This window comes from Marinomonas maritima (assembly GCF_024435075.2).
GTDB lineage: Bacteria > Pseudomonadota > Gammaproteobacteria > Pseudomonadales > Marinomonadaceae > Marinomonas > Marinomonas maritima.
On the sequence record NZ_JAMZEG020000002.1, the window covers coordinates 627603 to 653927 of the forward strand.

The window sequence follows — 26325 nt, forward strand, 5'->3', positions numbered from 1 at the left end:
TGGATAAACTTGTTGGCTAATCTATTTTTCCTTTATTTATTCGTGGTGAGGCAGGGTTCTGCAAATATTATTTCGTACTAATGACTATTGGATTATTGATAAGCCTGCCGGGATGAGTTTCCATGCAGAGTCAGAGGGACTCGGCGTCATGCAGTCTTTGGCGGCGGCTTATCCAAATCAGGCTTTTTTCCCAGTACATCGTCTGGATAAAATCACTTCTGGACTACTGATTGTTGCTTGTCATGCTAAGGCGGCGGCTGTATTTGGCAACATGTTTGAAAAGCATGAGGTGGAAAAGCGTTACTTGGCTTTGTCTGCACGTAAACCAAAAAAGAAACAAGGGACGATTTCTGGTGGAATGCAGCCAAGTAGGAGGGGGCAATGGAAGCTTTCTCAAGATAATGAAAATTTGGCAAGCACGCAGTTTTTTTCGGCTTCTTTTCAAGGCTGTCGACTGTTTATAGTCAGGCCTTTGACGGGTAAGACGCATCAGATTCGTGTCGCGTTGAAGAGTTTGGGATCGCCTATTTTAGGCGATTTTAGGTATGGTGGAGAGGAGGCAGATAGAGGTTATTTGCACGCTTACGCATTGCAGTTTGATTGGCAGGGTGACATTAAGCGTTATGTTTGTCTTCCTGTGTTTGGGGAGCGCTTTTCATCTGAGTTATCTGATTTTGTTGTAACTCAATTTGATGAATCTTTATTGAAGTGGCCCTCTAGAAAGTAATTAACATGACTCAGCAGAGGTTAAATCTGGTTGAGAAGGAATTTTAATGAAAAATGTTTTGGTTTACTGTCGTCAAGGTTTTGAAAAAGACTGTGCGGCAGAGCTGTCTGAAGTGGCAAGTAGCAAGGGTTTTTATGGTTACGCTAAAGTAGTACAGGACGCAGGTTACGTTGTGTATAACTTTGATCAGGAAGATGCTGGCGAGATGCTGATTCAGCAACTAGATTTTAATCGTCTTATTTTTGCACGCCAAATCATTGCGGTTAATGATGTGATTGAGTTGGAGCAGGGAGAGCGAGTTGAGTCTTTGTTGGAGGCCGCTCGTCAGTTGCCTCTCGCTGAAGAAATTTGGATTGAAACGGCCGATACTAATGAAGCGAAAGCGCTGTCTAGTTTGATTAAGAAATTAGACAAGCCTCTTCGAGAAGGTTGGAAAAAATCTGGTGTGTTGCGTAATAAAGCGGTGGGTGTACGACATCATGTCTTTATGCTGGATGGTGAGGCTGCTTATCTAGGTGTGTCCTATGCGGCTTGTCGTAGCGAGTTTCCAATGGGAATCCGTCGGTTGCGTTTTCCAGCCGCAGGGCCGAGCCGCTCTACCCTAAAATTAGAAGAGGCGCTCTTGCAATTTATTCCAGAGCGAACGCTTGAAGAAGATCTGATTGAAGGTATGACGGCGGTTGATTTGGGTGCGGCACCTGGTGGTTGGACCTATCAGTTTGTTAAAAGAGGCATTCATGTTATTGCCATTGATAATGGTCCGATGCAAAAAGAACTCATGTCTACTGGATTGGTGGAGCACGAGAAGGCTGATGGTTTTAAGTATAAGCCACCTTATACGGTTGATTGGTTGGTCTGCGATATGGTCGAACGCCCAATAAAGGTCGCGGAGTTGATGGCTAAATGGCTAGCGAATGGATGGACAAGAAGGGCTGTTTTTAACTTAAAATTACCGATGAAAAAGCGTTATCAAGAAGTGACTTTGTGCATGCAAACCATAGAGGAGATGCTTAAGAAAGTGGGTGTACGTTATAAGTATCAAGTGAAGCATTTGTACCATGACCGCGAAGAAGTAACCGTTTGTATTATGGTTAAATAATCTCCAGTTTATTGTTTCTAATAGCATAGTTTTCAATAAAAAACCTATAAGCGTTTGATGCGCTTATAGGTTTTTTGTGTGTTTTGGGTAGGGCAAAAGCGTGTTAAATTGAATCTCTAGCGCGAAACGCAGCGTATCCCATCGCTTCTTCCATAAGGGCGTCTCTTTCATAGATATCATTGCGGAATTCCAGCATGCCGTTAGCATTAGGTACCACGGTGAAATAAACCAAATAAACCGGAATGTAGGTAGGTAGAGAAATGACGGTGTTGCTTTCGTTTTTCAGCGCTTCGGTCATTTCATTAAACTGTTTGCTGCCTTTGGTGATCTCTCTTGCAAATTCAGCTGGATTTTCTAGTCGTACACAACCTGAGCTAAACGCTCGATTTTCTGCGCGAAATAGATGTTTTGACGGTGTATCATGTAAATAAATTTCGTTTTTGTTTGGAAACATGAACTTATATTGACCTAGGGCGTTTCCTTCATCTGGCTCTTGTTCAAAGCGAAAAGCCAATTTTTCTTCGCTGATGTCTTGCCAGTTTATTTTTGTTGAGTCTAGCTCTTTAGCGCCAATGCTCCAGCTTGAATACATTTTGTAGCCATGCTTCACAAGATAGTTAGGATCTGCTTGTAGTTTAGGTAGTAAGTTTTCTCTGGCAATGCGATGCGGAACGCGCCATGTAGGGTTGGTGACCATATAAGTCATCAAACCCTTGAATACAGGTGTTTTTCTGTCAGGTTTACCTATAACCGCTTTCATTGAAGTGAGTTCACCGTTTAGGTGCATGTCCACGGTGTAGTTGGTTAGGTCTACCCAAATGCGATTGGCTTCTAATTCACTGGGTAGCCAGCGCCATCTTTCTAGGTTGTAGGCAATTTCTTTTGCTCTTACTTTTAAGGGGGTGTTAAGCATTTCGATGGTTTTTGAGCCTGCTGCGCCATCCGCCATAATGTGATGGCGGCGTTGAAAGCGAATAAGGGCTTCCTTCAGGCGCAAATCAAATTGCTCTTCATTTACTTTTCGAGTTGAGAAACGAATGTCACCAAGCTGAACCAGTCGAGCTCGTAGTTGTGCAACACGAGGTCCTTCGTCACCTGCGGATAAAGGAACACCAGCATTAACAAAAATATCTTTTTCTTTTTCGGCCAAATCTTGGTAATACACTAGCCATTTTTGCAGAACTTGATATTGCGGGCTTCGAGGTGCGAGTAAAGGAAGAGAGTTGACCATATCTGTTGCAGAATCAAAGTACAGAAGATCTTTCCAGTTGTTATTGGGGGCATCCAGTTGCCAATTAGGGTCAATCAACTGAGGTTCGTAGCGGCCATTGCTTAAATCGTGAGCGTAGCTGGCTAATGCAATAGTCGTAATGACATCCATCTCGGCCAATTGTTGAGGTGTTGGTTGCTTTAGGTCTAAGTACTCTTTGATGATGGCGGTGTGGTAATGGATAGGGTTAAGGCCATGAGTGTAAGACTGCTCAAGTATGTCGACTAATTTGTATATCGACATGTTGATTTTTTTGTCTTGTATCCATATCGGGTCATAACCGCGTGCCTTGTAGACTTCAAGTACGCTGTGGTTGGGAAGTGCTTGACCTGCAACAGGAGTAAATGCGTTTAATGTTAAAGACACTTGGTCTTTTACACTGCTTTCTATCTGCGATTCACTTGGCGGTATCACAATAAATTGCTTGTTTGAATTAGATGTGGAACAGGCGCTAAGTAATAAACTGACACAAAGTAAAGGGAGTAGTTTTTTGGCTGGTGTCATTGGTCTTTCCTTTTTAATAAACTAGTGTGTATTGGGCTCGTATCGACTTCCATGAGCGTCAAAATAGTAATGGCTTCTTCTCTGTTATTGCCGCAGGCGTATTCTTCGGCGGTAAAATCTGTACAAACCTTAGGTCTTGATGCGTCTCCAAAAATAGCGCATCGGTAGTCGTCTAAAAGTTGTATGCAAGGCTCTCCCGCCATTTTTCCATTGGGCATTCCTGGAATTGGGGAGGTAATAGAGGGTGCTGTGCAGCAAGCACCACAGCCAAATCGACATTGCATATTAAACGACCCTATTCAGAAGGCGCTAGTGTAAATAAAATTCAGAAGAAATGTACTGTTCATTTACAAAATGACACGGGTGATACAATTTTAGAGTATCAGAATGGCGGGTCATAGGGGATAATGAAAAAATATACTCCAAAAAAGCGCTGATGCTGCTTTTAAATACGGGATTGTGCGAATGATAGTAGAGCGAAAAATATTGGTAGTTGAAGACAGTCCTGTGGTGCTGAAGGTTCTTCATCATTTACTGTCTCGAAACCCCATTTTTACGCCGGTTTTGTGTGCTTGTTATGAAGAAGCAGAAAGTAAGTTAAGTGGTGCTGAGGAAACGTATTTTGCCGCTATTGTAGATCTTAATTTACCTGATGCTGAAAATGGTGAAATTGTAGACCTCGTACTTTCTCATAAAATACCCTGCGTGGTTTTGACGGGTAACTTTGATGATAAATTGCGCCTTAGTCTTTTGAATAAAGGTGTTTTGGATTACATTACCAAAGACAGTCGCTACTCATTTAATCACGTTATTAAAGTCGTTGAGCGCTTAAGTAAGAACCAAGGAATTAAGGTTTTGGTTGCTGAAGACTCTTCTACTAGTCGACTTTTTATTCGTATTCTCCTCGAGCAGTACCGCTTCAATGTTATTGAGGCGGAAAATGGTCAAGAGGCATTGGCTAAGTTGGAGAAAGACCCCGATATTAGGATGTTGATAACCGATTATAATATGCCGTTGGTAAATGGCTATGAATTGGTTCGTATGCTTAGGTATAACGCTCGGTTTCAGGATTTAGTAATTATTGGACTTTCTGCGGAAGGGGATAACGCGTTATCTGCTAAGTTCATAAAAGCGGGCGCTAATGATTTTCTTAAAAAACCTTTTTATCATGAAGAGTTCCATTGTCGTGTCGTTCATAGTCTTGAAGCGCAAGAGATGCTAGAGACAATACGTGACTTGGCAAATATTGACCCACTCACCAAGTTAAAAAATCGACGTTGTTTGTTTGATGAAGGTGAGCAGCTATTTAGTAATCACTCGTCTGATATGTCTGTGGCAATGCTGGATCTTGATCACTTCAAAAATATCAATGATACCTATGGTCATATTATTGGTGATCAATTGCTTGAAGCGGTAGGGCAAGATATTCGTAACGCCTTTCCAGGTGTTTTGGCTTGTCGCTTTGGGGGCGAAGAGTTTTGCGTTGTATCTAATACGGGTGGTTTGGATTTACATAATATGTTGGAGAATTTTTTGGATGGTTTGCGTTCAAAAGAATTTACAGACGCTAAAATTTTACTGACTTGTAGTGTGGGGATGTGTTGTCAGCCTAAGGATTCATTCGAAGAGTTAATTCGTGTGGCCGACAATAATTTATACGAGGCTAAGCGCTTAGGGCGAGATCGGATAGTGTCGGATCATTAACTGGTAGATGTGGTTAATAGTGACAAAAAAATACCGCGCTTATTCATATGGCGCGGTATTTTTTTGTCTAGATTTTCAGATGAAAATTAGCCTTTCAGCATTTTTGCGAGAATGGGGTTAACAAGGCCCGGATTAGCTTTGCCTTGTGACGCTTTCATAACTTGTCCAACAAAGAAGCCGATCATTTTCTTTTGTTTGTCTTCGTCTGCTGCACGATATTGCTCTACTTGGGCTGTATTCGCATCCAAAATGGTCTGGATTATGGTTTCGATGGCGCCAGTGTCTGTGACTTGCTTTAGACCTTTTACTTCGATAATGGCATCCGCCGAGCCCTCGCCTTCCCACATAGCTTGGAAAACATCTTTGGCTGTTTTGCCGTTGATCGTGTTGTCTTTGATGCGCACAAGTAGCTCACCAAAGGCGTGAGCGCTTACCGGTGAGTTGATTATGTCTAGCTGTTCTTGGTTGAGCCATTTACTGAGTTCGCCCATTACCCAGTTAGCGGTTAATTTTGCGTCTTTCGCAATGGCATTGGCGTTTTCAAAATAATCAGCCATAGCACGAGAAGACGACAGCACATGGGCGTCATATTCGCTTAGCTTATGTTCACTTTGGAAACGCGCCGCTTTTTGGCTTGGCAACTCAGGTAAGTTCGCTTTTATTTCGTCCACATAATTTTGCGTCAATACTATGGGTAATAAATCTGGGCATGGAAAATAGCGGTAATCGTTGGCGTCTTCTTTAGATCTCATGCTGCGAGTTTCGTTTTTCTCTGGATCGTACAGGCGAGTTTCCTGAATAATTCGACCACCATCTTCTAAAATGTCTGCTTGACGCTCGACCTCAGTGTGAATGGCTTTTTCGATAAAACGGAACGAGTTGACGTTTTTGATCTCGGTGCGTGTGCCGTACTCAGTCTGCCCTTTAGGTCGCAATGATATATTGACATCGCAACGCATTGAGCCTTCTGCCATGTTACCATCACAAATACCAAGATAAGTCACAATGGAGTGAATCATTTTGACATAGGCGACGGCTTCCTTAGCGGATCGAATGTCAGGTTCAGAGACAATTTCAAGCAAAGGTGTGCTGGAGCGATTTAGGTCGATACCTGTCATGCCTTGAAAGTCTTCGTGAAGAGATTTTCCGGCGTCTTCTTCAAGGTGAGCTCGCGTAATACCGATACGAGAGGTCGTTCCGTCTTCCAGTATGACATCAAGGTGGCCAATGCCAACGATAGGGTGATCCATCTGGCTGGTTTGATAGCCTTTTGGGAGATCTGGATAGAAATAGTTTTTACGCGCAAAAACCGATGTCATGCCTATTTCAGCATTAACGGCATGGCCGAACATAACGGCCATACGCAAAGCTTCCTTGTTTAGAACGGGCAATGCACCAGGCATGCCTAAATCAACCAGTGTCGTTTGAGTGTTCGGTTCAGCGCCAAAACCAACGGCGGCGCCAGAGAATAATTTTGATTTTGTGGTGAGCTGAGTATGAATCTCAAGGCCAATAACAACTTCCCAATTCATGCTTATGCTCCTTTTGCCATGGTCGGTGTTTGAAGGTGCCAGCCAGTATTTTGCTGGTACTGATGTGCTATGTTAAGTAGCTTGGCTTCGGCGAAATAGTTGCCCATTACTTGAAGGCCGACCGGCATGCCATTCACAAACCCTGCTGGTATAGACATAGCTGGAATGCCGGCAAGGTTCACGGACAGTGTGTAAATGTCTTCTAGGTACATGGCGATAGGGTCGTTGGTTTTGCTGCCAAGTCCAAATGCGGTTGTTGGTGCAACAGGACCCATGATGACATCGACGTCGCTTAGTGCTTTTACGAAATCTTCTTTGATCAAGCGGCGTATTTTTTGCGCTTTTAAGTAGTAGGCGTCGTAGTAACCTTCTGATAAGGCGTAGGTGCCGACCATTATACGCTTTTGGACTTCAGTGCCGAAGCCTTCCGCACGCGAGCGGGTGTACATATCGAGTAGGTCTTTTGGATCGTCACAGCGGTGGCCAAATCGAACGCCATCAAAACGAGATAGGTTTGATGAGGCTTCAGAGGGCGCGATTACATAGTAAGATGGTATGCTGAGTTGTAAGTTTGGTAATGAAATTTCTTTTATTGTTGCGCCCAGCTTTTCGAATTCTTTCACTGCGACCATAATGGTGTCAGCGACGTTAGAGTCGAGACCTTCTCCGAAATATTCTTTTGGCAAACCTATTTTTAAGCCTGCTAATGGTGCGTTTATGTTGACTAAATAGTCGTCTGTAGGTGTTTCAGAAGACGTTGAATCTTTTTCGTCAAAACCGCTCATGGCCTGCATTAAATGTGCACAGTCTTCGGCGCTTTTTGCCATTGGGCCGGCTTGGTCAAGGCTTGATGCGTAAGCGATCATTCCGAAACGAGAAACACGACCATAAGTGGGCTTAAGTCCTGTGATACCGCAGAAAGAGGCGGGTTGGCGAATGGATCCACCCGTGTCTGTGCCAGTAGTGGCCAATACAAGACCTGCGGCAACGGCTGCGGCAGAGCCACCAGAAGAGCCGCCTGGAACCATGTCTAAGTTCCAGGGGTTTTTAACGGCACCGTAAAAGCTATTTTCGTTAGAGGAACCCATGGCAAATTCGTCCATGTTGGTTTTACCCAGCATAACGGCGCCAGCTTGCTGAATACGGCTGGTAACGGTTGACTCATAAGGCGGAATAAAATTATGCAGCATTTTAGAACCACATGTAGTGAGTGTGCCTTCTGTGCAAAATAGATCTTTGTGTGCGACAGGGATGCCTGTCAAGCTGGTGCCTTTTCCGCTTTGTAGAAGAGCATCCGCGGCGGCGGCTTGTTCTAGTGCTCGCTGCTCGCTTACGGTAATGAAGCTGTTTAGTTGTGGGTCAAGTTTGGCTATGCGCGCTAGAAAATGGCGAGTGAGCTCAACGCTTGAAATATCTTTGTTACGCAATTTTTGCGCTAATGTTGAGATGCTTTGTTCGAACATGCTTGGCTCTCTTAATCAATCACTTTTGGTACTAGGAAAAGACCAGCTTCGGTCTGTGGCGCGTTCGCTAGGAATGCGTCACGGCGGTTTTCTTCTGTGACTTTGTCTTCTCTTAGTCTTTGAGTCATTTCAAGCGGATTCGAAAGTGGTTCAATGCCATCGGTATTAACAGATTGCATTTGTTCAACAAGCGATAACACGCTGGATAGCGAATGTTGATATTGATCGGCGTCTTCCTCTGTGAGAGCGAGGCGTGCCAAGTGTGCAATCTTTTGCACGTCTTGTTTGTCTATGGACATGTTCCACCTAATTTTTGATTGTCGTAAATGGCTTTTATTGTATCCCGTAGCCGTATTGCTATAAAGCCAACTGAGTGAAAAACTGGCTTATTTTTAGTTTATTGGTTTTTTTTAGGTGAACAATGAAAATCATGGGGGTTTTTTTCAGATTTACGCGGAATCAACTTGCCCATTGGGCGAGCGATTGTTACATTTTGACGCTGTTCGTATCGTATTATCAGGGTGTAGGAATTCATGTTTAAGAAAATCAGGGGAATGTTTTCAAGCGATTTGTCTATTGACCTAGGGACGGCAAATACCCTTATTTACGTTCGTGGTCGCGGAATCGTGCTTGATGAGCCATCTGTAGTAGCCATTCGTCATAATGGGAATCAGAAAACAGTCGCGTCAGTTGGTACTGATGCAAAGCGTATGTTAGGCCGAACGCCAGGTAATATTACGGCGATTCGACCAATGAAAGACGGCGTTATTGCTGATTTTCATGTTACAGAAAAGATGCTTCAGTACTTTATTGCAAAAGTGCACGAGAATAGTTTTTTGAAACCAAGCCCACGCGTTTTGGTTTGTGTTCCCTGTAAGTCTACCCAAGTCGAACGTCGTGCTATTAAAGAGTCTGCGTTGGGTGCAGGTGCACGTGAAGTTTATATTATTGAAGAGCCAATGGCGGCCGCGATTGGTGCTGGTCTTCCTGTCGCTGAGGCGTCAGGTTCAATGGTGATTGATATTGGTGGCGGTACAACCGAGATCGCTATCATTTCGTTAAATGGTATAGTTACATCGGAGTCAATCCGTGTTGGTGGTGACCGTTTTGATGAAGCCATTACGACCTATGTCCGTCGTCAATACGGCAGTTTGATTGGTGATGCTACCGCGGAACGTATTAAGACGGAAATCGGTATGGCTTACCATACAGGTGAAGAATTACAGATCGATGTTCGTGGTCGTAATTTAGCGGAAGGTATTCCACGCTCTTTCGTTCTGAGCAGTACGGAAATCCTAGAAGCGCTGCAAGAACCGCTTGCTCAAATCGTTCAAGCGATTAAAGGTGTTCTTGAGCAGTCACCTCCAGAATTGGCTGCAGATATCGGCGAGACTGGCTTGGTGTTAACTGGCGGTGGTGCTTTGTTACGTGAGATTGATCGTCTGATCAGTGAAGAAACGGGCTTGCCTGTCATTATTGCTGATGACCCTTTGACCTGTGTTGCTCGAGGTGGTGGTATGGCGTTAGAGTTGATGGATAAACACGCATCCGAACTATTTACTGAAGATAATGAGTAAAGGTTAGGAGCGCACCATTAATAATTCGCTTCATTTTAGTGGCAAAGTTTCTAGCACACGTTTTGTTGTGTTGGTTATTTTGTCTATAGTGATGATTGTTGCTGATGTTCGTTATTCTACTTTTTCGCAGGTGAGACCTTATTTGACTCTGCTTGTGACACCTATACAAGTTGTAGTGAATACTCCTCAGAAAGTGCTTAATTGGTCTGGTGAACACCTTGCCAGCAGAGAGGGCTTAGTAAGTGAAAATCAGTCCTTGCAGTCTGAAATATTGCTTTTACGCAGTCGACAGCAGAGGCTGGATTCCCTTCAGGCAGAAAACGTTCGTTTACGTGAGTTGCTAGATGCTTCACAGAGAGTTGACGAAAAAATTGTCATGGCAGAAGTGATAGGCTTTGATCAAAATGCCTATAGTCATAAGCTTATGATAGATAAAGGTTTTTCTTCTGGAGCATACGTTGGTCAGCCTGTTTTGGATGCGACGGGCGTATTGGGTCAGGTGGTTGAAACTGCAGCGTATAGTAGCCGTGTATTACTTATCGCTGATGCTAGTCATTTTGTTCCTGTACAGCTCTCTCGAACAGGCTTTAGAGGGATCTTACGAGGAACGGGTAGCTTGAAAGTCATGGAGTTGATGAGTGTTCCTCGTTCTGTTGATATTAAAAAAGGCGACATATTAACAACGTCGGGCTTAGATAAACGCTTTCCAAGTGGATACCCTGTCGGGGTTGTGCGGAGCGTCAAGTATACTCAGGGTAAGGCTTATGCCGATGTCGATGTCGTTCCTTTGGCTCAGCTGGGGCGTAGTCGACACGTTATGCTTATTGATAAGCCCAAGGCTGAGCGATAATGAAACCGATTTTTGTATTTTGTATTACGTTATTAACGGCCTTGATGCTTGAAGCGGTGCCTTTTCCCGAAGAGCTTGTATGGTTTCGTCCTGAGTGGGCTTTATTGGTCATTTTATATTGGGTGATTGCTTTACCTTTTCGTGTTGGCGTTGGTTTGGCTTGGTTCTTGGGGTTGATGGTTGATTTATTGCAAGGTGGGATAATTGGTCAGCATTCTCTCACATATGTGATTATCGCCTATACTTGCGCTGTGTTTTATAAGCGATTGAGGATGTACCATCGTTGGCAACAAGGCTTTTTTGTATGCTGTTTGGTTAGTATTAATCAATTAGTTGATTTTTGGGTCGATCATTATCTTGGGCATGCAGAGCCAACATTAATGATCTTTATGCCGGCTGTGATGACGGGGTTGTTATGGCCTTGGTCTTTTATTATTTTGCGCAGTGTGCGCCGTATTTACGCTATCCGCTAGGTCGTTTTTTTAGGGAAAGTTTATGCTTGTTTTGGCTTCAGCTTCGCCAAGAAGAAAAGAACTACTGAGTCTCTTGGTTAAAGAATTTGAGGTTTTGCCGGCCGATATTGATGAAACACCGTTGTACCAAGAAAATGCGGAGGATTATGTTGTTCGCATGGCAATGGAGAAGGCAAGTGCTGCAGCGCTGAAATATAGACAGCAAGCCGACTTTGATTTGTCAGCTATTTTTATTGCTTCAGATACAAGTGTTGTCATTGATGGACGCATTTTAGGTAAACCCGCTTCACTTGAAGACTCTCTTTCTATGTTAAGGCTTCTTTCTGGCCGCTCCCATAAAGTGATTACCTCTCTATGTTTTTCTAACTTACAGCTTGAACATATAGCAACAAAACTTGTTGTCAGTGATGTGCTGTTTCGTGAGATCTCTAATGTTGAAATAGAGCAATATTGGAAGACGGGTGAACCTCAAGATAAAGCGGGTTCTTATGCTATTCAAGGGTTGGGCGCTATTTTTGTTCGCTCTATCTCTGGTTCTTACTCCGCTGTTGTTGGTCTACCGTTATATGAAACGGCGCAACTATTGTCTCAATTTGGAATTCATTCGCTAGAGGAAATGTCCCATGAGTGAAGACGTACTCATTAATGTTACTCCCATGGAAATTCGTGTTGCTCTAGTTGAGAACGGAGTGTTACAAGAAGTTTACATCGAACGCTCAAGTCGCAAGGGGATTGTGGGTAATATTTATCAGGGCAAAGTGGTTCGAGTGTTGCCTGGTATGCAAGCTGCCTTTGTCGATATTGGTCTTGAAAGAGCCGCTTTTATTCATGTGTCAGAAGTGGTTGATCGCGATGCAATTAACCCAAGTGATCAAATTGGTGATTATTTGCGTGAGGGGCAATCGCTGGTAGTTCAAGTTACTAAAGATCCTATTAGCTCTAAGGGCGCTCGTTTAACAACACATCTTTCCATCCCTTCTCGTTATTTGGTTTACATGCCGGATCAGGCTCATGTAGGAGTGAGTCAGCGAATAGAGGATGAGGTCGAACGTGAACGTCTTAAATTGCTTGTATCCGAAGCGTTAACAGACGCAGATGAAAGCAGCGGCTATATCCTGCGGACAGCAGCGGAAAAAGCGGGAGAGGAGGAAATTCTTTCCGATATTAAGTTTTTGACCCGACTTTGGCAGTCTGTAAAACGCCGTATGCAAAACGCTAAAGCCCCTTCAGTTATTTATGAAGACCTTCCTTTGCATTTACGTACTATGCGAGATTTGGTCGGGTTGACGACAGAAAAAATCCGTATTGATTCCAAAGAAAACTACGCGAAGCTGAGATCGTTTGCAGAAGATTTTATACCAGACTTGAAGGACCGTATCGAATACTATCCGGGCGAGCGTCCTATATTTGATCTATACAGTGTTGAAGATGAGATTCATAAGGCGCTTGATCGAAAAGTACAACTGAAGTCTGGAGGCTATTTGTTGGTTGAGCAGACTGAGTCAATGACCACCATAGATGTTAATACAGGTGCTTTTGTTGGCAGTCGTAATCTTGAAGAAACCATCTATAAGACCAATCTTGAAGCGGCAACGGCCATTGGTCGACAGCTAAGATTAAGAAATCTTGGTGGTATTATCATTATTGATTTTATCGACATGGAAGATGAAGAGCACAAGCGTCAAGTATTGCGGATGCTCGAAAAAATATTAGACTCGGATCATGCTAAAACAAAAATCACCGGTGTTTCTGAACTTGGTCTAGTAGAAATGACAAGGAAAAGGACGCGTGAAAGTCTCGGGCAGACCTTGTGTGAACCTTGTCGGTCCTGTCGAGGGAGCGGTTTGGTTAAAACCCCAGAGACGGTTTGTTACGAGGTATTTCGAGAGATTTTAAGGGCAGATCGTGCTTATGATTCGCAAACATACACAGTGTTAGCCGCCAGTTCTGTTGTTGAACGCTTTCATGATGAGGAGGGAGCCGCTGTAGCGGAACTAGAGGCTTTTATTGGTAAAACAATTCGTTTTCAAGTGGATTCTGTCTATACGCAAGATCAGTATGATGTTGTGTTACGCTAGCAATAAAAGGTTTTAAAATGAGGTGGTTATTACGTAAACTGATCCTTTTCTTGTTTTGGGGGGCTGTCGTTTTTGCCGCCTTTCTTGGCGTATTTGCAGTAAGTGTTGGAAAACTGCTACCTTACCTAGATAGTTATCGTCCTCAAATAGAGCATAATCTGCAGCAAATAACAGGCTATCCTGTGACCTTGGGTGAGATTGATGGTCGTTTAGAAGGGATTGATCCGACGGTTTCGATTAGTGGCTTTAAACTATTTTCTAATGGACAGCCTGCGATAGCCATTAATGAAATGCGGATTCGTTTAGATATTGTTAAATCACTCCTTAGTTTTAGCCCTCAATTCACCTATATTCGTTTTGTTCGTCCAACGATTGCATTGCAGGAGAGTGATGGGCAGTGGCGATTAAATGGCGCCGCGCCTTCGCGAGATGTACGCAGTGACGTTGGTGTTGAGCGCGTATTGGATTATTTGTCCGCCCAGCGTAACTTCTCTATATATGATGCCAAATTAGAGGTTTATAGTGACCAGTTTGGAGAGCATGTATTACGTATTCCTCATGTATATATATTTCAAAAAGCGTTTGAATCATTATTGAGCTCAACGCTTTATTTGGATGATTACAAATCGCCATTTCAAATAAATGCCCGTGTTGACAAAACTCGTAGTCTTCTGGGTAACTATCGAATAAAGGCTTCAATTGAAGCACCATTAGTTTCTTTACCTTTAAACTCAATGCTATCAAGTAATTCCTATTCGCTATCGTCGGTTGAATTTGGTGGTGATATTTGGTTGGATGCTTTGGTGGGTAAAGAGCTAGAGGTGCGTACAGAATCAACAAAATTTAATGTCGCTTTTACTGATGGAAAAACGTATAGCACCACGTCTTCGGTTAAGCTTCGCTATTCTCAGAAACGCCCTGGTGTGAGAATAGATGTACACAATATGCTAATTAAGGATCAAGGTGGCACTGAGTATCCTGCTTCAGATTTTGCATTCGACTGGTCATCCGTTACTCATCGCTCAAATATGAGTTTTAATCAAATTGATCTCGGTTTAGCGAATAAAATCGCGCCCTACTTTCTACCTGAAGAATCCAACGCCGCAAAAATCTTGACTGGACTTGACCCTAATGGAATGGCTAAAAACGGCACTGTCCGTTTGTGGCGTGAAGGTGATGCGTTTGCTTTCCAGTTTCTAAGTAATCTACAGTCAGCTTCAGTTGACGCTTATAATGGTATTCCCAAGGCAAACAATATCAATGCTGTTTTTAGTTTATCGGACGATAATGGTTATATTGATTTTCGTGGAAAAGGCAGTGAAATAGGTTTTGATACTGTTTATGACGAGTCATGGCGTACTGAGCTGCTGTCTGGTTATGTGAGTTGGCAGAATCAGCAAGATGTCTTTTTAGTCAGTGGGCGTGATCTGTCTGTTCAGCGCAATGGAGCAGATATCAGTGGTGGGTTTCGATTAGAGGTTCGCGATACTGAGCCAGATTGGATTTCATTAGATTTACATGGACGAAATTTGCCCCTTTCTGATCGCCTAACGTACCTTCCTCCAAAGGCTCTTGGGGATGACTTAATGTCTTGGATTCAAGAGGCGTTTGCAGGCGCTAAAGCAGGACAGGTAGACAGTGTCGATGTGTTGCTGCAAAGCGAATTATCTGATGACTCAGAGCCTCATGTTAGAGTGCAAATGGTGGTTAGTGATGTTGATGTGGCCTTCGATAAAAATTGGCCAACGGCCACTAAGGTTAATGGTTTCTTTGAGTATGATGAATTGGGTGTTTCTGTAGATGTGAAATCAGCCTCTTTGCTGAATTTGCCAGTAAAGGACCTTTTGCTAACGGTTCCAATTTTAAGCGGTTCTGCTGATTGGTTAAATCTAAAGGGCAGCATTAATGCTGAGTCTACGACTATTTTGACTGCATTAAGAGCGACACCATTAGCGAATACGGTGCTCAAGCCTTTTGATAATTGGCAGCTGAAAGGTGGTGTAAAAGGCAGTTTCGAGATTGCTATTCCTTTCTCAGAAGACGTGGAACCTAGGGTGCAGTTAGGACTAGTTTTTAAAGGTAATCAGTTATTGATAAAAGAAATAGATCTTTTATCTAAAATTCAAAATGGTCGTTTAAATTATAGCTCGAACGAAGGTATCACTGATTCGGGTTTTGATATAAAAGTCTTAGGCGGTACTTCACGCCTTGAATTGTCTTCGAATGTTACCGAGAGCGGAGGGTTTGCGGTTGTAGGTGACCTTTCAGGTGTTGTTGATGTCAGTGACGTGGCGACGTGGCGTCAGCTACCTGCCGCAGCCGTTAAAAAGGTATCTGGTCAGTCTGCTTATAAGGCGGTATTGCTCGTTAATCAAGCCCAAGATGGACAGATAGACCTAACTGTTGATAGTGATTTGATTGGAGTTAGCATTGATCTGCCTGAGCCTGTAGGTAAAGCTGCGCAAGAGGCTAGGGCATTGCGAATAAAAGTGATGCAACATGAAAAAGATCTTGTCGTTGATATGGATTATGAATCGTTGTCTAAAGCGAGATTTTTTCTGCAAGACAATGAGTTTGTTGGCGGTGAACTTATTTTGAGTGGTGCTCAAGATCAAGTTTTGAGCTCATCTATTCCCAAGGGGTTGGTACTGACAGGCGATTTTGAACGCTTTTATGTTCAAGATTGGCAATCAGTTCTTGCTGACCTATCTGGTGATGCATCTAGACCTTCTAGTGATGTAAAGATTCCTGAATTTCCTGAATGGTTAAGCCGAGTCGATTTGATTGTAGATGAGGTTATTGTTAATCCTGATAACAGGTGGCATAACTTCAAGGTTGGCTACAATGTTGCTAATGGTAAATCGCTTTTCGTTAGTTCCGATGAAATGAACTTTTCTTTAATAAATAAAGAGGGGGTTCCTAACCTCCACTTTGGCTTTTTGAGTTGGAATACTGCGTCATCAGACACAGCTGAAGCTTCTCCAAATATGAATGAACCGCCCATTTCAGCAAAACAAGTTCCTAACATGGTGCTTTCTGTTGATCAGCTTTATTTTAATCAAAAACCCTATGGAGATTGGAAATTAACACTTCATAGAGAGGGGGATAGCGTTCGAATAGACCCCATCACATCAAAATTAAAGACGGGTAGTTTCAAAGGGAGTTTGTTTTGGCACGATAAAGAAGAGGACTCTCGTGTTGAGCTGGTTATTGCAACAAGTGGTGAAGACCTTGCTGAGTTAACTCGTAAATTTTCGAATGATGCTTTTGTTTCTTCAAAAAAATATAAGATTGATGTTGTACTCAATTGGAAAGGGCACCCTTTTTACTTTGATCGTGAGTCAGTATCGGGGCATATTGCCTTTTCTGCTGAAAATGGCAACTTCCAAAAGGTTGAAGAGCTACCAGCATTCCTGAAAGTCTTAGGGATTTTTAATATTGGAGCGCTTAGTCGCAGATTATTATTGGATTTTTCAGATGTTTATAAACCAGGATTAACATACGATAAATTTAGTGGTTCGCTTTCCTTAGATAAAGGCATTTTAAAAACCATTTCTCCTATTTCCATTGCCTCCCCTACCGCAGAACTCGTTGTGGAAGGAGAGGCTAATATTGTGAATGAAACCTTAAATGAAAAACTGACAGCAACGTTTCCTTTAACAGGTGCACTACCTTTGGCCGGTTTACTGTGGGGAACACCTCAGTTAGCAGGGCTGCTTTTTATTACAGATAAACTAATTGGTGACCAACTCTCAAAAGTGACGAGTGTGCAGTACAAAGTAGAAGGCTCTTTTAATGAACCTATTATGACGCCTATTCGTTATAACCCGTTAGGGAAGTCTAAATAGATGAAAGAAACGCTTTGTGTTGCGGCTATTCAGCTAACTAGCACTCGGTGTTGGCAAGATAATCTGACTGAAGTGACACGACTTATTGACTCTGCAGTAAGTGATGGGGCGCGTTTGGTCGTGTTACCTGAGAATGTTTTTTTATTTTACGGAAAAGGCATGCGATGGTTAGCAGAGTCTGATTCTCAAAAAATACTGTTCAATAACGTTTTAGGGTTGGCTAAAAAACACGCCATTTATCTTGTTGTTGGTTCACATCCTTCACTTTATACACCTAATGGTGAAGTGGTTGCTGATGGCCGAGTTAGACAAACCTGCTGGGTGATTGGGCCTGACGGTCTTATCGTTGAGCGTTATGACAAGATTCATTTATTTGATGTGATGGTTGATGATAAAGCCGCTTCTTATAAAGAATCTGATTTTATTGAACAGGGGGATTTGACACCAAAAGTCATTGATGTTGACGGCTTTAGCATTGGACTGAGTATTTGTTATGACGTGCGCTTTCCGGAGTTGTACAGGGCTCTTGCTGAATTAGGGGCTGACGTTTTACTGGTCCCTGCCGCGTTTACTTATGTGACGGGAAAAGCGCATTGGGATATTTTATTGTCAGCGCGGGCTATTGAGAATCAGTGTTATGTACTTGGCGTTAATCAATGTGGTTGGCACAGTGAAACCAGACAAACTTATGGGCACAGTGCGTTGTATTCTCCGCTAGGCGTTCGCTTAGCCAGTTTACAAGAAAAGCCAGAGTATTTTGTTTATAACATAACCAAACAGGCCTTAGAGGATTGTCGGCAAAAAATGCCATGCTTTTCCCATCGAAGGTTGTAATAAAAAAAATCCCTTCTTTCTCTGTGATCTACAGAGCCATGAGTTCTTTATGATCTACAGAGCCATGAGTTCTTTATGATCTTCAGTATTGGTTTCTAGTGCCAAGCAGATCGATTTACGGATAACCCAAAACAGACTATTTACCGCGATTGGATTACCTATATTTTTGTGGCTTTGTTGGTTTTCTACCACCTAGGGTTGGTATCTATTAAGTAAGATAACTGAGACTCACTAAAAAGGGCCAGATCCCTTTAAGAAGAGAGTACATCTTTCACTTTCCTATTTAATGTGGCGTTTAAGAGATCTGGCCTCTTTTAAGCCTTATTCGAAAATGCTTTTCTTACCTGATGTTTTATTAGATTCTTTGTCTTTAGACTTTGATACGTTGTCTTTAGCCTTAGAGCCGCTTCTAGGTTTTGATGGGCCTTTGCGCTCTGGCGCTTTGCTCTTACGAATAAAGTTCAATACAGAAACTGGCACTGTTTTTCTAACCGGAAATTCGTCAATTTCTTCTCGGTCAATGATATGTTTTAAACGACTTTCAATGGCGCATAGGTTTTTAAAATCACCCATTGCAACAAAAGAAATGGCTTCACCTGCCGCTCCAGCACGACCTGTTCGCCCAATACGGTGGACATATTCTTCAGGCTTGAAAGGTAAGTCGTAGTTAACAACACGACTCAGATCACCAATATCAATACCACGAGCAGCAACGCCGGTGGCGACCAAATATTTTAGTTTGCCAGATTTGAAGTCAGTTAGGATTTTTTCACGCATGGCTTGGCTTCTATCACCATGAATGGAGTCTGCTTCAATACCACGTTTTGCTAGCTGATCAACAAGCTTGGCCGCACCGTGTTTTTTCTCGATAAAAATAAGCGCCTGATCCCACTTATGCTCTTTAATTAAATAACTAAGCAGGGCGGATTTTGTGTCTTTATCGACCGTAATTAGCCATTGCTTGATATTTGGGGCCGTTTTTGTTCTTGGTGAAATCTTAATTTCAGTCGCAGGTTCACTCACTTTGCTATCAGAAAAATCATAAGCCAGTTCGCGAACACTGTCTGTTATTGTCGCCGAAAATAATAGATTCTGGCGGTGCGGCGGTAAGCGATCTAATATTTTGTATAGCTCATCGGTGAAGCCCATGTCTATCATTCTGTCAGCTTCGTCTAATACTAAGACTTCAAGCTCATCAAAATGTACCGCTCGCTGATGCGCTAAATCAAGTAGTCGACCGGGCGTTGCCACTAAAATATCAACGCCTTCGATTAAACGCTGCTTTTGTGGTTCGGTATCAACACCACCATAGACGGCCATAGAAGTGAGTTTCAGATGTTTACTATACAAAGCAACATTGGCTTCTACTTGAACGGATAATTCACGTGTTGGTGTCAGAATAAGTGCACGTATACGTTTGCCTCTTAATGTTCGCTCTTTATTGAGCTTCTCTAATAGAGGAAGAACAAACGCAGCGGTTTTACCAGTACCCGTTTGAGATGTGGCAACAAGGTCTTTTCCCGCAAGAATGACAGGGATGGCTTGTTCCTGTATGGGCGTTGGTCTTTTGTACCCCAGTTCCTTGATAGCTTGTACAAGGGGCTTTGATAATCCTAGTTTTGAAAATGGCATATGAGGCTCGGACAGATTGTCGTAATGGTCGTTGTAAGGATGGCAATAAGATTCGCCATAAGGCAATGTGGCGCAGTATAGCGTAAAAGCGTTGGCTTGTTGTCCGAACGTTGCAAAAATCAATGAAGCGTTGAAAATTATCGCTTAGAAAGGATAATGTCGTGATCTTTCCTCGCTTAATGTTGTATCTCATGCGCCTTGATAAGTTTGTTTGTAAAAGTACCGAGTTAACCAAAATTGAAGCCATTCAACATATACACTTTGGTGAGGTTAGCGTTAATGGTGACGTGACAACAGATGAAATGACTCAGGTTCATGAAAACAACACGATTATGTTAAATGGGGTTAGGCTAAAAACGCGTGATTTTCGCTATATCTTAATGCATAAGCCTGCTGAAACGATTTGCTCTAATCTCGATGAAGCGTATCCATCGCTATTTAATTATCTAGTGGTTGATAAAGTGTCTGAGTTGCATATCGCAGGGCGTTTGGATGCAGACACAACCGGTTTGGTCTTGATTACCGATGACGGGCGTTGGTCATTTAATATTACGTCGCCAACAAGACAATGTTGCAAAGTATACCGAGTGGGGCTTTCTAGAGCCCTAACGATAGAGCAAGCTGAAAGTGTTACGGTTAGATTTAAAAACGGCGTTCAATTACAAGGCGAGGAAGGTTTAACACGCCCAGCTAAGATGGAGGTGATTTCTTCAAAAGAGGTGCTTTTAACGATCACCGAAGGAAAGTTCCATCAGGTAAAACGTATGTTTTCGGCGGTAGGGAATCGAGTCGTGTTATTACATCGTGAACAAATTGGCGAGGTTCGATTAGATGTCGAGGTTGGACAATGGCGCTATTTGACAGAAGGTGAAGTGCTGTCTTTTGCTCAATAAAGTCATTCACTTCTCTATGACTTTATAAAAAACGGCTTCTATTAAGAGTGGAAGTCGTTTTTTATAAGAGTGTTAGTAATTTCTTAGAAAGAGTGATTTAGCGAAAGTTACGAAAAATGCGTTTTAAGGTAACGGATGATTTCGGATGATTCGTACAGCCATTCAACTTTGCCTTCGTGCTCAATGCGTAAACAAGGAACTTTAATTTGTCCACCGCCGGCTAGTAATGCAGCGCGATGAGGGGAGCCTTCTGATGCACTGCGTTTTTCAATTGGCAAATTCAATTTGTGCATGGCTCTGCGTGTTTTGATACAAAAAGGGCAAGCAAAAAATTGATAAAGCGATAGGTGTTTCAATTCATTGTTAATCTTTTTTTGTTTTTCAGGGGGTCGCTTTAGCTTTGTTCCGCGAGTCGCTAGGTCAATGATTGCAATGATGTAGCCTAGTAGGTTTCGGATAAAGTTAATAAGTATTTTCATATGGATTGCTCGCTCTCTAATAAATGAGTCAATAAGAGGAATATCAAATCGAGGCTATTCTAACGGTAAAATGTTGAGTGTTTAAGCCCTTAGGGAAAACGATTTTAAATAGTGACGTTATTTGTGTCATTATAATGCGTTAATGCACTGAATTTTGTAACCATTTGGAGTAAGTATGAATAATAAAATTCTTGGGATCATTCTAATTGTTGCGGGTATTGCTTTGGCGATATGGGGTTATAACATCTACGATGCGGCTTCTTCTCAAGTGACACGAGCGTTAAGTGGAGAAACGCCAATTAAAGCATGGGTTGGCATGGTTGGTGGTTTGATTTGTGTATTGGTTGGTTTCACTAAAGTTAAGTAAGTTTTCTGATTTGATGGTAGATCGGCTTAGTCACTAGTTGAATTAAGCCGCATGTTGTAGAGGTATCCCCATACCAGTAAATGAAGATTAAAGTGAATTCCTAAGGTTTAGTCTTATTACGCCATTGAAAAATGGCTTCTGGAAACAGAAGCCATTTTTTTAATTCCAATTGATGTCGGGTAGGGATTCGAAGCTGGGTCTGGCGAAATAATAGCCTTGGAAAAGATAAATGCCCATGTCTTGTAAGGTGTGGTATTCCGCTTTTGTTTCGACGCCTTCTGCGACAACTATCATGTTGAGATCGTTAAATAAATTAACCAAATTACGGACTATTATTTGCCGTTTTTTATCTTTATCGATGTTTTTGATGAGTGCTATGTCAATCTTGGTAATGTCGGTTTTTAAATCTGCGAGTTGGTTCAGTCCATTAAAGCCAGAGCCAAAGTCATCTGTCGCGGTGAGAAAACCTTGTGCTTGATAGTGCTGGATAATGGATTCTAGATGGGCGCTGTCGGTGACTTGTTCGTTTTCAGTAAATTCGAAGATTATTTTTTCTTTTGGAAAATGAAATTCTTCCGCCGCATTGAGGGTTGTTTGAATACAAAGCTCTGGTTTATAAACCGCGTTTGGTAAAAAATTAATGCTGAGAAAGCTGTGTGTGTGAATATTCAGTCTGGCGGCCAGTTTAATAGCTTTAACGCGGCAGCTTTGATCAAAGCGATATCGATTGGTATCATTGACGTTCTGAAAAATGTGAAAAGCACCTTCATTATTGAGACCACGAGCAAGGGCTTCTTGTGCGAAGACGGTTTTTGTCTGGCTGTTAATAATCGGCTGAAAGGCCATCGTGAAGTCGAACCCTAGATCGCACCCAGTCGCGCATTCTGCACAACCTAATTTTCGAAAGTCCTTCTGCTGCATTTCGTTCATCCTCCTGTTTTATGTCTGTCTAGCATGGATAGTCGACACTAACGATGTCGTCGTACCCTGTTCGGAAAAATATGAATATTATATTAAACAATAGAGCTTTTATTATAGTTTTTCTAGTCGGCGATATTTTTTTATGTGTGGCGTCATCACTCTATAAAAATAACGTATTACGCGGTCTTTGGTACGTCTTATTGTGTGATAAATCAAAATAATAAGGGCCAGCCGTTTTCACGGACTGACCCTTATTATTTCAATGTTTATATTTCTTTTAAATGAATAGATTATTTCTCTACTGTTTTTTCTGCTTGTTGCTTGTCATAACGTTTTTCCCAGAACTCTGCGCCTTTGATACCAAGGGCTTTCGGGTTAAAGGTGTACTCGGTTACGCCAGACGCTTTTTGCGCTTCATAATCTCGTAGCGCTTTCATAGTAGGTTTCGCCATGAAGAAAATGGTGATAATACCAACAATGTTTAACCAAGCCATTAGACCTACACCAACATCACCTAGATTCCATATGTAACCTGCGGTGTTAACAGTGCCGTATGCCACCATAAACATGATAAGCAGTTTAACGAATGTCAATGACACATTGATCTTCAACGCACGACGTAGGTACGCTACATTGGTTTCGGCAATATAGTAGTAAGCCAAGATAGTAGTGAATGCGAAGAAGAATAACGCGATACCAACAAAAATCGGGCCGGTACTTCCAAACACACTTGCCAATGCCATTTGCGTGAACGCAGGAGAGGCAATAATAGTAGATGGATCGACATTTTGTACAATGAATTGACCATCAGCTAATGTACCTTGCACATTGTATTGCTGAGTAATCAGAATCATCAACGCCGTTGCCGTACAGATAAATAATGTATCTATATAAACAGAGAACGCTTGAACAAGACCTTGCTGTGCAGGGTGTTGTACTTCTGCTGCTGCTGCTGCATGAGGTCCAGTTCCTTGGCCTGCTTCGTTTGAGTAAACACCACGCTTTACGCCCCAACCGATTGCTGCACCGAAACCTGCTTGAGCAGTGAATGCATCGGAGAAGATTAAACCGAAGATGCCAGGCACTTTGTCTAGGTTAAGGAAAACAACGATTAGCGCCATCACAATATAACCAAGCGCCATGAATGGCACGATGATTTGGGTGAAGTTCGCAATGCGCTTGATGCCACCAAAAATGATGAATGCCAACACAACCAAGATGACAGCCAGAGCAACTAATTTAGTTGAGCCTACGTCACCAAATGAGCTTGATACAACAACACCTTCACCGAAGATTTGTACCACAGCGTTGCCAACAGAGTTTGCTTGAATACCAGGTAAGAAAACGCCACAGGCAATAATAGAAGACAAAGCAAATAATACGCCTAACCAGCGCCAGCCTAGGCAACGCTCGAAGTAATATGCAGGGCCACCACGATATTGTCCGTCTTCGCTTACTTTATAAATCTGACCTAAGGTCGATTCTGCATACGCGGTGCTAGCGCCTAAGAACGCCACAACCCACATCCAAAAAATGGCACCAGGGCCACCAAAACCAATGGCTGCTGCAACCCCGGCAATGTTACCTGTGCCAACACGGCCAGATAAAGAAACCGCCAGTGCTTGGAAAGAAGAAATCCCTTTGTCTGATTCGTTTGGATTGAACAGTAGAGAAAACATTTCTTTGAAATGTCGTACTTGAGCAAAACGCGTCAGAATAGAGTAGAAAAGGCCCGCTCCTAGGCATAGAAAAATTAGGGCAGGGCTCCAAATGATCCCGTTTAAGAAATCAATGAATGCTTGCATAGTTAGTCCTCGATAAGGTTAGCTCGATGAGCTTTTTTAGTTTTTATTTGATTACTAAGGTGCTGTGATTATGGGGATTGTTATCTTAGTCATACGTGAAGCTACGTTGTAATCCGTATATTACGTATAAAAATGCACCGTCGCGGTGCGAATCTACCATGAAAAAGAAATGAGATCTATTTGTAACAGTGAGGAATGCCACATTTTATAAGAAATTTATTAAGACAAAATACATGACGTTTCACGAGATCTATTTGTTTTTTTATCTTTTATTATGAAAGTACAATTATTTTTAATGAGACTGCATCCAATTAGCTATGTTACTTCGTCTTTAATAGTGTAAGAACATTTTTTAAGACAAAACGGAGTATTGATATGAAGTTACAACTTAGAACGGTTGCCGCTAGTGTTGCCATTTTACTTGCGCCTATGGTGATTAGCTCGAATGCCTTTGCCGCTGATGATGTGTTGATGGATAAATCAGGTATGACGCTTTATACCTTTGATAAAGATTCAAAAGATCAGTCTAACTGTAACGACGGTTGTGCTGTTAAATGGCCACCTTTTGTCGCGAGTCAAGGGGCTAAAGCTAAGTCAGGGTTTGGTGTGATTAAACGCGATGATGGCACTCAACAATGGACGTATCAAAATAAGCCTTTGTACACTTGGTCTGGTGACATAGAGCAAGGCGATATGAATGGTGATGGTCTTGGTGGTGTTTGGCATGTCGCGAAAAAAGTTGCGAGCGTTTATTGATCTCTGCCTAAATTGTTTGAAAAGTAAATAATTGCTTTTGTGTCTCCCCATATTCTTGTAGTTTTGAACAAAGCAGGGAACGTTAGTTCACTGCTTTGTTTGGGGGCGCACGTCGCTTTTTCAGAGGGAGAATGGGTTGTCAGTTGGTGAATTAGAATGGTGCTATCAAGTAAATGCTTTGCTATATCGGGTGCAAAAACAAGATAAGAAAGCGTTGCAGTCTTTATATGAGTTAACCAGTGGGAAGCTTCTTGGTTTAATCTTTCGCATCGTTAAGGACGAGTCCGAAGCTGAAGATGTGCTGCAAGATGTTTTTATAAAGGTGTGGCTGCAAGCCAATCAATATAACGGTAAAGGCAGTGCTTGGGCTTGGTTGTGTGTGATGGTTCGCAATAGCAGCTTAGATCGACTGAGGAAAATACAAAAGCACCCACACGTTTCTACTGACGAAGATGAAGAATTGCTAAATAGCCTGACAGAAAAGTTTGATGCCCATAACAATATTGCGTTAAACCGGTGTTTGTACACCTTAAAAAATCAAGTTCGAAAAAGTATTCTAATGTCGTATTTACATGGCTATAGCCATAGTGAGTTAGCAAAAACGATGTCTGTTCCCTTGGGAACGATGAAGGCATGGATTCGCCGAGGTTTGCAGGAGTTAAAATTATGTCTGGAAGCTTGAGATATGAAAAACCAACAGTTTGTGAGCATTTGGCGAGCCAATATGTAATGTCGGTAATGACACCCCTTGTTAAATCTCGTATTGAGAGTTTGCGTTTAAACGTACCAGAGCTTGACGAGGCTATTATTCGTTGGTCAGAACGCGCCGTAACGTTCCATGAAAACTTACCTGAGAAACAACCTTCGAGTCATGTGTGGAAGAGGATTGAACGGTCTATTTTTCCACCATCAAGAAAAATCAAGGCGAACAAATCATGGTTGAGTAGTCTGATTTTTTGGCAGGTGACAGGTGTTGGGGCTAGTCTGGTGTCGCTAATTTTGGTGGTGACCTTATCTACAGGCTTATCAAAACCAGATATGTCATTGCCTTTAATAAGCTCAACCCCAAGTTATACGGCCGTTATGTCTTCAAACTCTAACGGAGTAAGAGAAAGTGATGATATTCGTTTTGTGGTTAATGTGTATCAGAAAACTGAAGCAGCCCCATCAAGATTGTTTATACAATGGTCTCAAAGGAAGCCTCGTGTCAATAATACCAGTATGCATGTTTGGGCAGAAAACCAAAACACGGGAGAACTCACTTATATTGGTGTAGAGTCAAATGAGTCTAAGGTCTTGGCATTGAACAAAATCACATGGTTAGCGGTGTCGAACAGCAGTCACCTTATTTTCACCAAAAATGAGAGCAAGCCGACTGAAAATAACACTTTATTTTCAGGTCCTTGTATTCAGTTAGGCAGTTGGAAAAATGAAGCGACATAATCACCTTTGTGTTATATGACGTTGGTGTTTCTATCGAGGTTTAAGTTTAGAAAATGTCGAGAACTTGCCT

General features: G+C 42.3%; 24 protein-coding genes. 15 read left to right on the forward strand and 9 right to left on the reverse strand.

All coding sequences use genetic code 11. From position 1 onward, the window contains the following. Window positions 1-64: 64 nt before the first annotated feature. On the forward strand, window positions 65-727 hold the full coding sequence (locus M3I01_RS08980) for a TIGR01621 family pseudouridine synthase (RefSeq protein ID WP_255896125.1): 663 nt from the start codon (window positions 65-67) through the stop codon (window positions 725-727). Window positions 728-773: 46 nt separating this feature from the next. Then, window positions 774-1826: a 23S rRNA (cytidine(2498)-2'-O)-methyltransferase RlmM gene (gene rlmM / locus M3I01_RS08985; RefSeq protein WP_255895462.1), complete on the forward strand. Its 1053-nt coding sequence runs from the start codon at window positions 774-776 to the stop codon at window positions 1824-1826. A 103-nt stretch (window positions 1827-1929) separates the two neighbouring features. Here the strand turns inward: rlmM and M3I01_RS08990 are convergent, their stop codons facing one another. Together M3I01_RS08990 and M3I01_RS08995 are read right to left on the reverse strand one after the other, a co-directional pair. Then, the gene (locus M3I01_RS08990) at window positions 1930-3600 is read right to left on the reverse strand and encodes a L,D-transpeptidase family protein (RefSeq protein ID WP_255895463.1); all 1671 of its coding nucleotides are present in this window, start codon (window positions 3598-3600) and stop codon (window positions 1930-1932) included. Continuing rightward, window positions 3597-3884, reverse strand: a complete 288-nt coding sequence (locus M3I01_RS08995) for a YkgJ family cysteine cluster protein (RefSeq protein WP_112138347.1) — start codon at window positions 3882-3884, stop codon at window positions 3597-3599. The genes M3I01_RS08990 and M3I01_RS08995 overlap by 4 nt, the downstream gene beginning before the upstream one ends. A 181-nt stretch (window positions 3885-4065) precedes the next feature. Between M3I01_RS08995 and M3I01_RS09000 the strand changes: the two genes are divergently transcribed. After that, a complete protein-coding gene (locus M3I01_RS09000) occupies window positions 4066-5304 on the forward strand; it encodes a diguanylate cyclase (RefSeq protein ID WP_255895469.1) in 1239 nt (412 codons plus the stop codon). An 86-nt stretch (window positions 5305-5390) separates the two neighbouring features. Here the strand turns inward: M3I01_RS09000 and gatB are convergent, their stop codons facing one another. The 3 genes from gatB to gatC are packed head-to-tail and all read right to left on the reverse strand — an operon-like array spanning window position 5391 to window position 8598. Next, on the reverse strand, window positions 5391-6836 hold the full coding sequence (gatB, locus tag M3I01_RS09005) for an Asp-tRNA(Asn)/Glu-tRNA(Gln) amidotransferase subunit GatB (RefSeq protein ID WP_255895471.1): 1446 nt from the start codon (window positions 6834-6836) through the stop codon (window positions 5391-5393). 2 nt (window positions 6837-6838) lie between these two features. After that, complete coding sequence (gatA, locus tag M3I01_RS09010; protein WP_255895475.1) at window positions 6839-8299, reverse strand: Asp-tRNA(Asn)/Glu-tRNA(Gln) amidotransferase subunit GatA; 1461 nt, start codon at window positions 8297-8299, stop codon at window positions 6839-6841. 11 nt (window positions 8300-8310) lie between these two features. Next, window positions 8311-8598 carry an Asp-tRNA(Asn)/Glu-tRNA(Gln) amidotransferase subunit GatC gene (gene gatC / locus M3I01_RS09015; RefSeq protein WP_112138353.1) on the reverse strand — a complete coding sequence of 96 codons (288 nt, stop codon included), beginning with the start codon at window positions 8596-8598 and terminating at the stop codon, window positions 8311-8313. A 234-nt stretch (window positions 8599-8832) separates the two neighbouring features. On the opposite strand from gatC, the gene M3I01_RS09020 reads away from it, so the two are divergent. The 7 genes from M3I01_RS09020 (at window position 8833) to M3I01_RS09050 (ending at window position 17959) form a co-directional block, all read left to right on the forward strand. Continuing rightward, window positions 8833-9876, forward strand: a complete 1044-nt coding sequence (locus M3I01_RS09020) for a rod shape-determining protein (protein ID WP_112138355.1) — start codon at window positions 8833-8835, stop codon at window positions 9874-9876. A 67-nt stretch (window positions 9877-9943) separates the two neighbouring features. After that, entirely contained in the window at window positions 9944-10726 is a 783-nt protein-coding gene (mreC, locus tag M3I01_RS09025; protein ID WP_255895477.1) for a rod shape-determining protein MreC, read from the forward strand. Continuing rightward, a complete protein-coding gene (gene mreD, locus M3I01_RS09030) occupies window positions 10726-11199 on the forward strand; it encodes a rod shape-determining protein MreD (RefSeq protein WP_112138359.1) in 474 nt (157 codons plus the stop codon). The genes mreC and mreD overlap by 1 nt, the downstream gene beginning before the upstream one ends. A gap of 22 nt (window positions 11200-11221) precedes the next feature. Then, window positions 11222-11830 carry a Maf family protein gene (locus M3I01_RS09035; protein WP_255895482.1) on the forward strand — a complete coding sequence of 203 codons (609 nt, stop codon included), beginning with the start codon at window positions 11222-11224 and terminating at the stop codon, window positions 11828-11830. Then, window positions 11823-13277 carry a ribonuclease G gene (rng, locus tag M3I01_RS09040; protein ID WP_255895484.1) on the forward strand — a complete coding sequence of 485 codons (1455 nt, stop codon included), beginning with the start codon at window positions 11823-11825 and terminating at the stop codon, window positions 13275-13277. Before M3I01_RS09035 ends, rng begins: the two co-directional genes overlap by 8 nt. Window positions 13278-13294: 17 nt before the next feature. Next, on the forward strand, window positions 13295-17125 hold the full coding sequence (locus tag M3I01_RS09045) for a YhdP family protein (RefSeq protein ID WP_255895485.1): 3831 nt from the start codon (window positions 13295-13297) through the stop codon (window positions 17123-17125). Next, entirely contained in the window at window positions 17126-17959 is an 834-nt protein-coding gene (locus tag M3I01_RS09050) for a carbon-nitrogen hydrolase family protein (protein ID WP_255895486.1), read from the forward strand. A gap of 321 nt (window positions 17960-18280) precedes the next feature. Here the strand turns inward: M3I01_RS09050 and M3I01_RS09055 are convergent, their stop codons facing one another. Continuing rightward, window positions 18281-19591: a DEAD/DEAH box helicase gene (locus M3I01_RS09055; RefSeq protein ID WP_255896126.1), complete on the reverse strand. Its 1311-nt coding sequence runs from the start codon at window positions 19589-19591 to the stop codon at window positions 18281-18283. Window positions 19592-19752: 161 nt separating this feature from the next. Between M3I01_RS09055 and M3I01_RS09060 the strand changes: the two genes are divergently transcribed. Beyond that, window positions 19753-20484: a pseudouridine synthase gene (locus tag M3I01_RS09060; RefSeq protein ID WP_317133919.1), complete on the forward strand. Its 732-nt coding sequence runs from the start codon at window positions 19753-19755 to the stop codon at window positions 20482-20484. 107 nt (window positions 20485-20591) lie between these two features. On the opposite strand, the gene M3I01_RS09065 is transcribed toward M3I01_RS09060, so the two are convergent. Then, window positions 20592-20963, reverse strand: a complete 372-nt coding sequence (locus tag M3I01_RS09065) for a glutathione S-transferase N-terminal domain-containing protein (RefSeq protein WP_255895487.1) — start codon at window positions 20961-20963, stop codon at window positions 20592-20594. A gap of 175 nt (window positions 20964-21138) precedes the next feature. On the opposite strand from M3I01_RS09065, the gene M3I01_RS09070 reads away from it, so the two are divergent. Next, window positions 21139-21330 (forward strand): DUF3185 family protein, encoded by a 192-nt coding sequence (locus M3I01_RS09070; protein ID WP_255895489.1) that lies wholly within the window; start codon window positions 21139-21141, stop codon window positions 21328-21330. Between the two features lie 159 nt (window positions 21331-21489). On the opposite strand, the gene M3I01_RS09075 is transcribed toward M3I01_RS09070, so the two are convergent. Further along, window positions 21490-22251 (reverse strand): EAL domain-containing protein, encoded by a 762-nt coding sequence (locus M3I01_RS09075; protein ID WP_255895490.1) that lies wholly within the window; start codon window positions 22249-22251, stop codon window positions 21490-21492. Window positions 22252-22541: 290 nt separating this feature from the next. Then, window positions 22542-24056, reverse strand: coding sequence for an alanine/glycine:cation symporter family protein (locus M3I01_RS09080; protein ID WP_275565040.1), 1515 nt, complete (start codon window positions 24054-24056; stop codon window positions 22542-22544). 375 nt (window positions 24057-24431) lie between these two features. On the opposite strand from M3I01_RS09080, the gene M3I01_RS09085 reads away from it, so the two are divergent. From M3I01_RS09085 to M3I01_RS09095, 3 genes are all read left to right on the forward strand, one after another. Further along, window positions 24432-24812, forward strand: coding sequence for a COG4315 family predicted lipoprotein (locus M3I01_RS09085; RefSeq protein WP_255895493.1), 381 nt, complete (start codon window positions 24432-24434; stop codon window positions 24810-24812). A 136-nt stretch (window positions 24813-24948) separates the two neighbouring features. After that, a complete protein-coding gene (locus M3I01_RS09090) occupies window positions 24949-25494 on the forward strand; it encodes a sigma-70 family RNA polymerase sigma factor (protein WP_255895494.1) in 546 nt (181 codons plus the stop codon). Then, window positions 25479-26255, forward strand: a complete 777-nt coding sequence (locus M3I01_RS09095) for a hypothetical protein (RefSeq protein ID WP_255895495.1) — start codon at window positions 25479-25481, stop codon at window positions 26253-26255. The genes M3I01_RS09090 and M3I01_RS09095 overlap by 16 nt, the downstream gene beginning before the upstream one ends. Window positions 26256-26325: the final 70 nt, after the last annotated feature.

Excerpts from the sequence above, each read along its gene's own strand:
- gatC (WP_112138353.1), bottom strand. The coding sequence starts at position 8,598 with ATGTCCATAGACAAACAAGACGTGCAAAAGATTGCACACTTGGCACGC.
- M3I01_RS09035 (WP_255895482.1), top strand. The coding sequence starts at position 11,222 with ATGCTTGTTTTGGCTTCAGCTTCGCCAAGAAGAAAAGAACTACTGAGT.
- M3I01_RS09085 (WP_255895493.1), top strand. The coding sequence starts at position 24,432 with ATGAAGTTACAACTTAGAACGGTTGCCGCTAGTGTTGCCATTTTACTT.
- gatA (WP_255895475.1), bottom strand. The coding sequence starts at position 8,299 with ATGTTCGAACAAAGCATCTCAACATTAGCGCAAAAATTGCGTAACAAA.
- M3I01_RS08990 (WP_255895463.1), bottom strand. The coding sequence starts at position 3,600 with ATGACACCAGCCAAAAAACTACTCCCTTTACTTTGTGTCAGTTTATTA.
- M3I01_RS08995 (WP_112138347.1), bottom strand. The coding sequence starts at position 3,884 with ATGCAATGTCGATTTGGCTGTGGTGCTTGCTGCACAGCACCCTCTATT.
- M3I01_RS09000 (WP_255895469.1), top strand. The coding sequence starts at position 4,066 with ATGATAGTAGAGCGAAAAATATTGGTAGTTGAAGACAGTCCTGTGGTG.
- M3I01_RS09070 (WP_255895489.1), top strand. The coding sequence starts at position 21,139 with ATGAATAATAAAATTCTTGGGATCATTCTAATTGTTGCGGGTATTGCT.
- M3I01_RS09050 (WP_255895486.1), top strand. The coding sequence starts at position 17,126 with ATGAAAGAAACGCTTTGTGTTGCGGCTATTCAGCTAACTAGCACTCGG.
- M3I01_RS09045 (WP_255895485.1), top strand. The coding sequence starts at position 13,295 with ATGAGGTGGTTATTACGTAAACTGATCCTTTTCTTGTTTTGGGGGGCT.
- M3I01_RS09055 (WP_255896126.1), bottom strand. The coding sequence starts at position 19,591 with ATGCCATTTTCAAAACTAGGATTATCAAAGCCCCTTGTACAAGCTATC.
- mreD (WP_112138359.1), top strand. The coding sequence starts at position 10,726 with ATGAAACCGATTTTTGTATTTTGTATTACGTTATTAACGGCCTTGATG.
- gatB (WP_255895471.1), bottom strand. The coding sequence starts at position 6,836 with ATGAATTGGGAAGTTGTTATTGGCCTTGAGATTCATACTCAGCTCACC.
- M3I01_RS09020 (WP_112138355.1), top strand. The coding sequence starts at position 8,833 with ATGTTTAAGAAAATCAGGGGAATGTTTTCAAGCGATTTGTCTATTGAC.
- M3I01_RS09075 (WP_255895490.1), bottom strand. The coding sequence starts at position 22,251 with ATGCAGCAGAAGGACTTTCGAAAATTAGGTTGTGCAGAATGCGCGACT.
- M3I01_RS09065 (WP_255895487.1), bottom strand. The coding sequence starts at position 20,963 with ATGAAAATACTTATTAACTTTATCCGAAACCTACTAGGCTACATCATT.
- rng (WP_255895484.1), top strand. The coding sequence starts at position 11,823 with ATGAGTGAAGACGTACTCATTAATGTTACTCCCATGGAAATTCGTGTT.
- M3I01_RS09080 (WP_275565040.1), bottom strand. The coding sequence starts at position 24,056 with ATGCAAGCATTCATTGATTTCTTAAACGGGATCATTTGGAGCCCTGCC.
- rlmM (WP_255895462.1), top strand. The coding sequence starts at position 774 with ATGAAAAATGTTTTGGTTTACTGTCGTCAAGGTTTTGAAAAAGACTGT.
- M3I01_RS09095 (WP_255895495.1), top strand. The coding sequence starts at position 25,479 with ATGTCTGGAAGCTTGAGATATGAAAAACCAACAGTTTGTGAGCATTTG.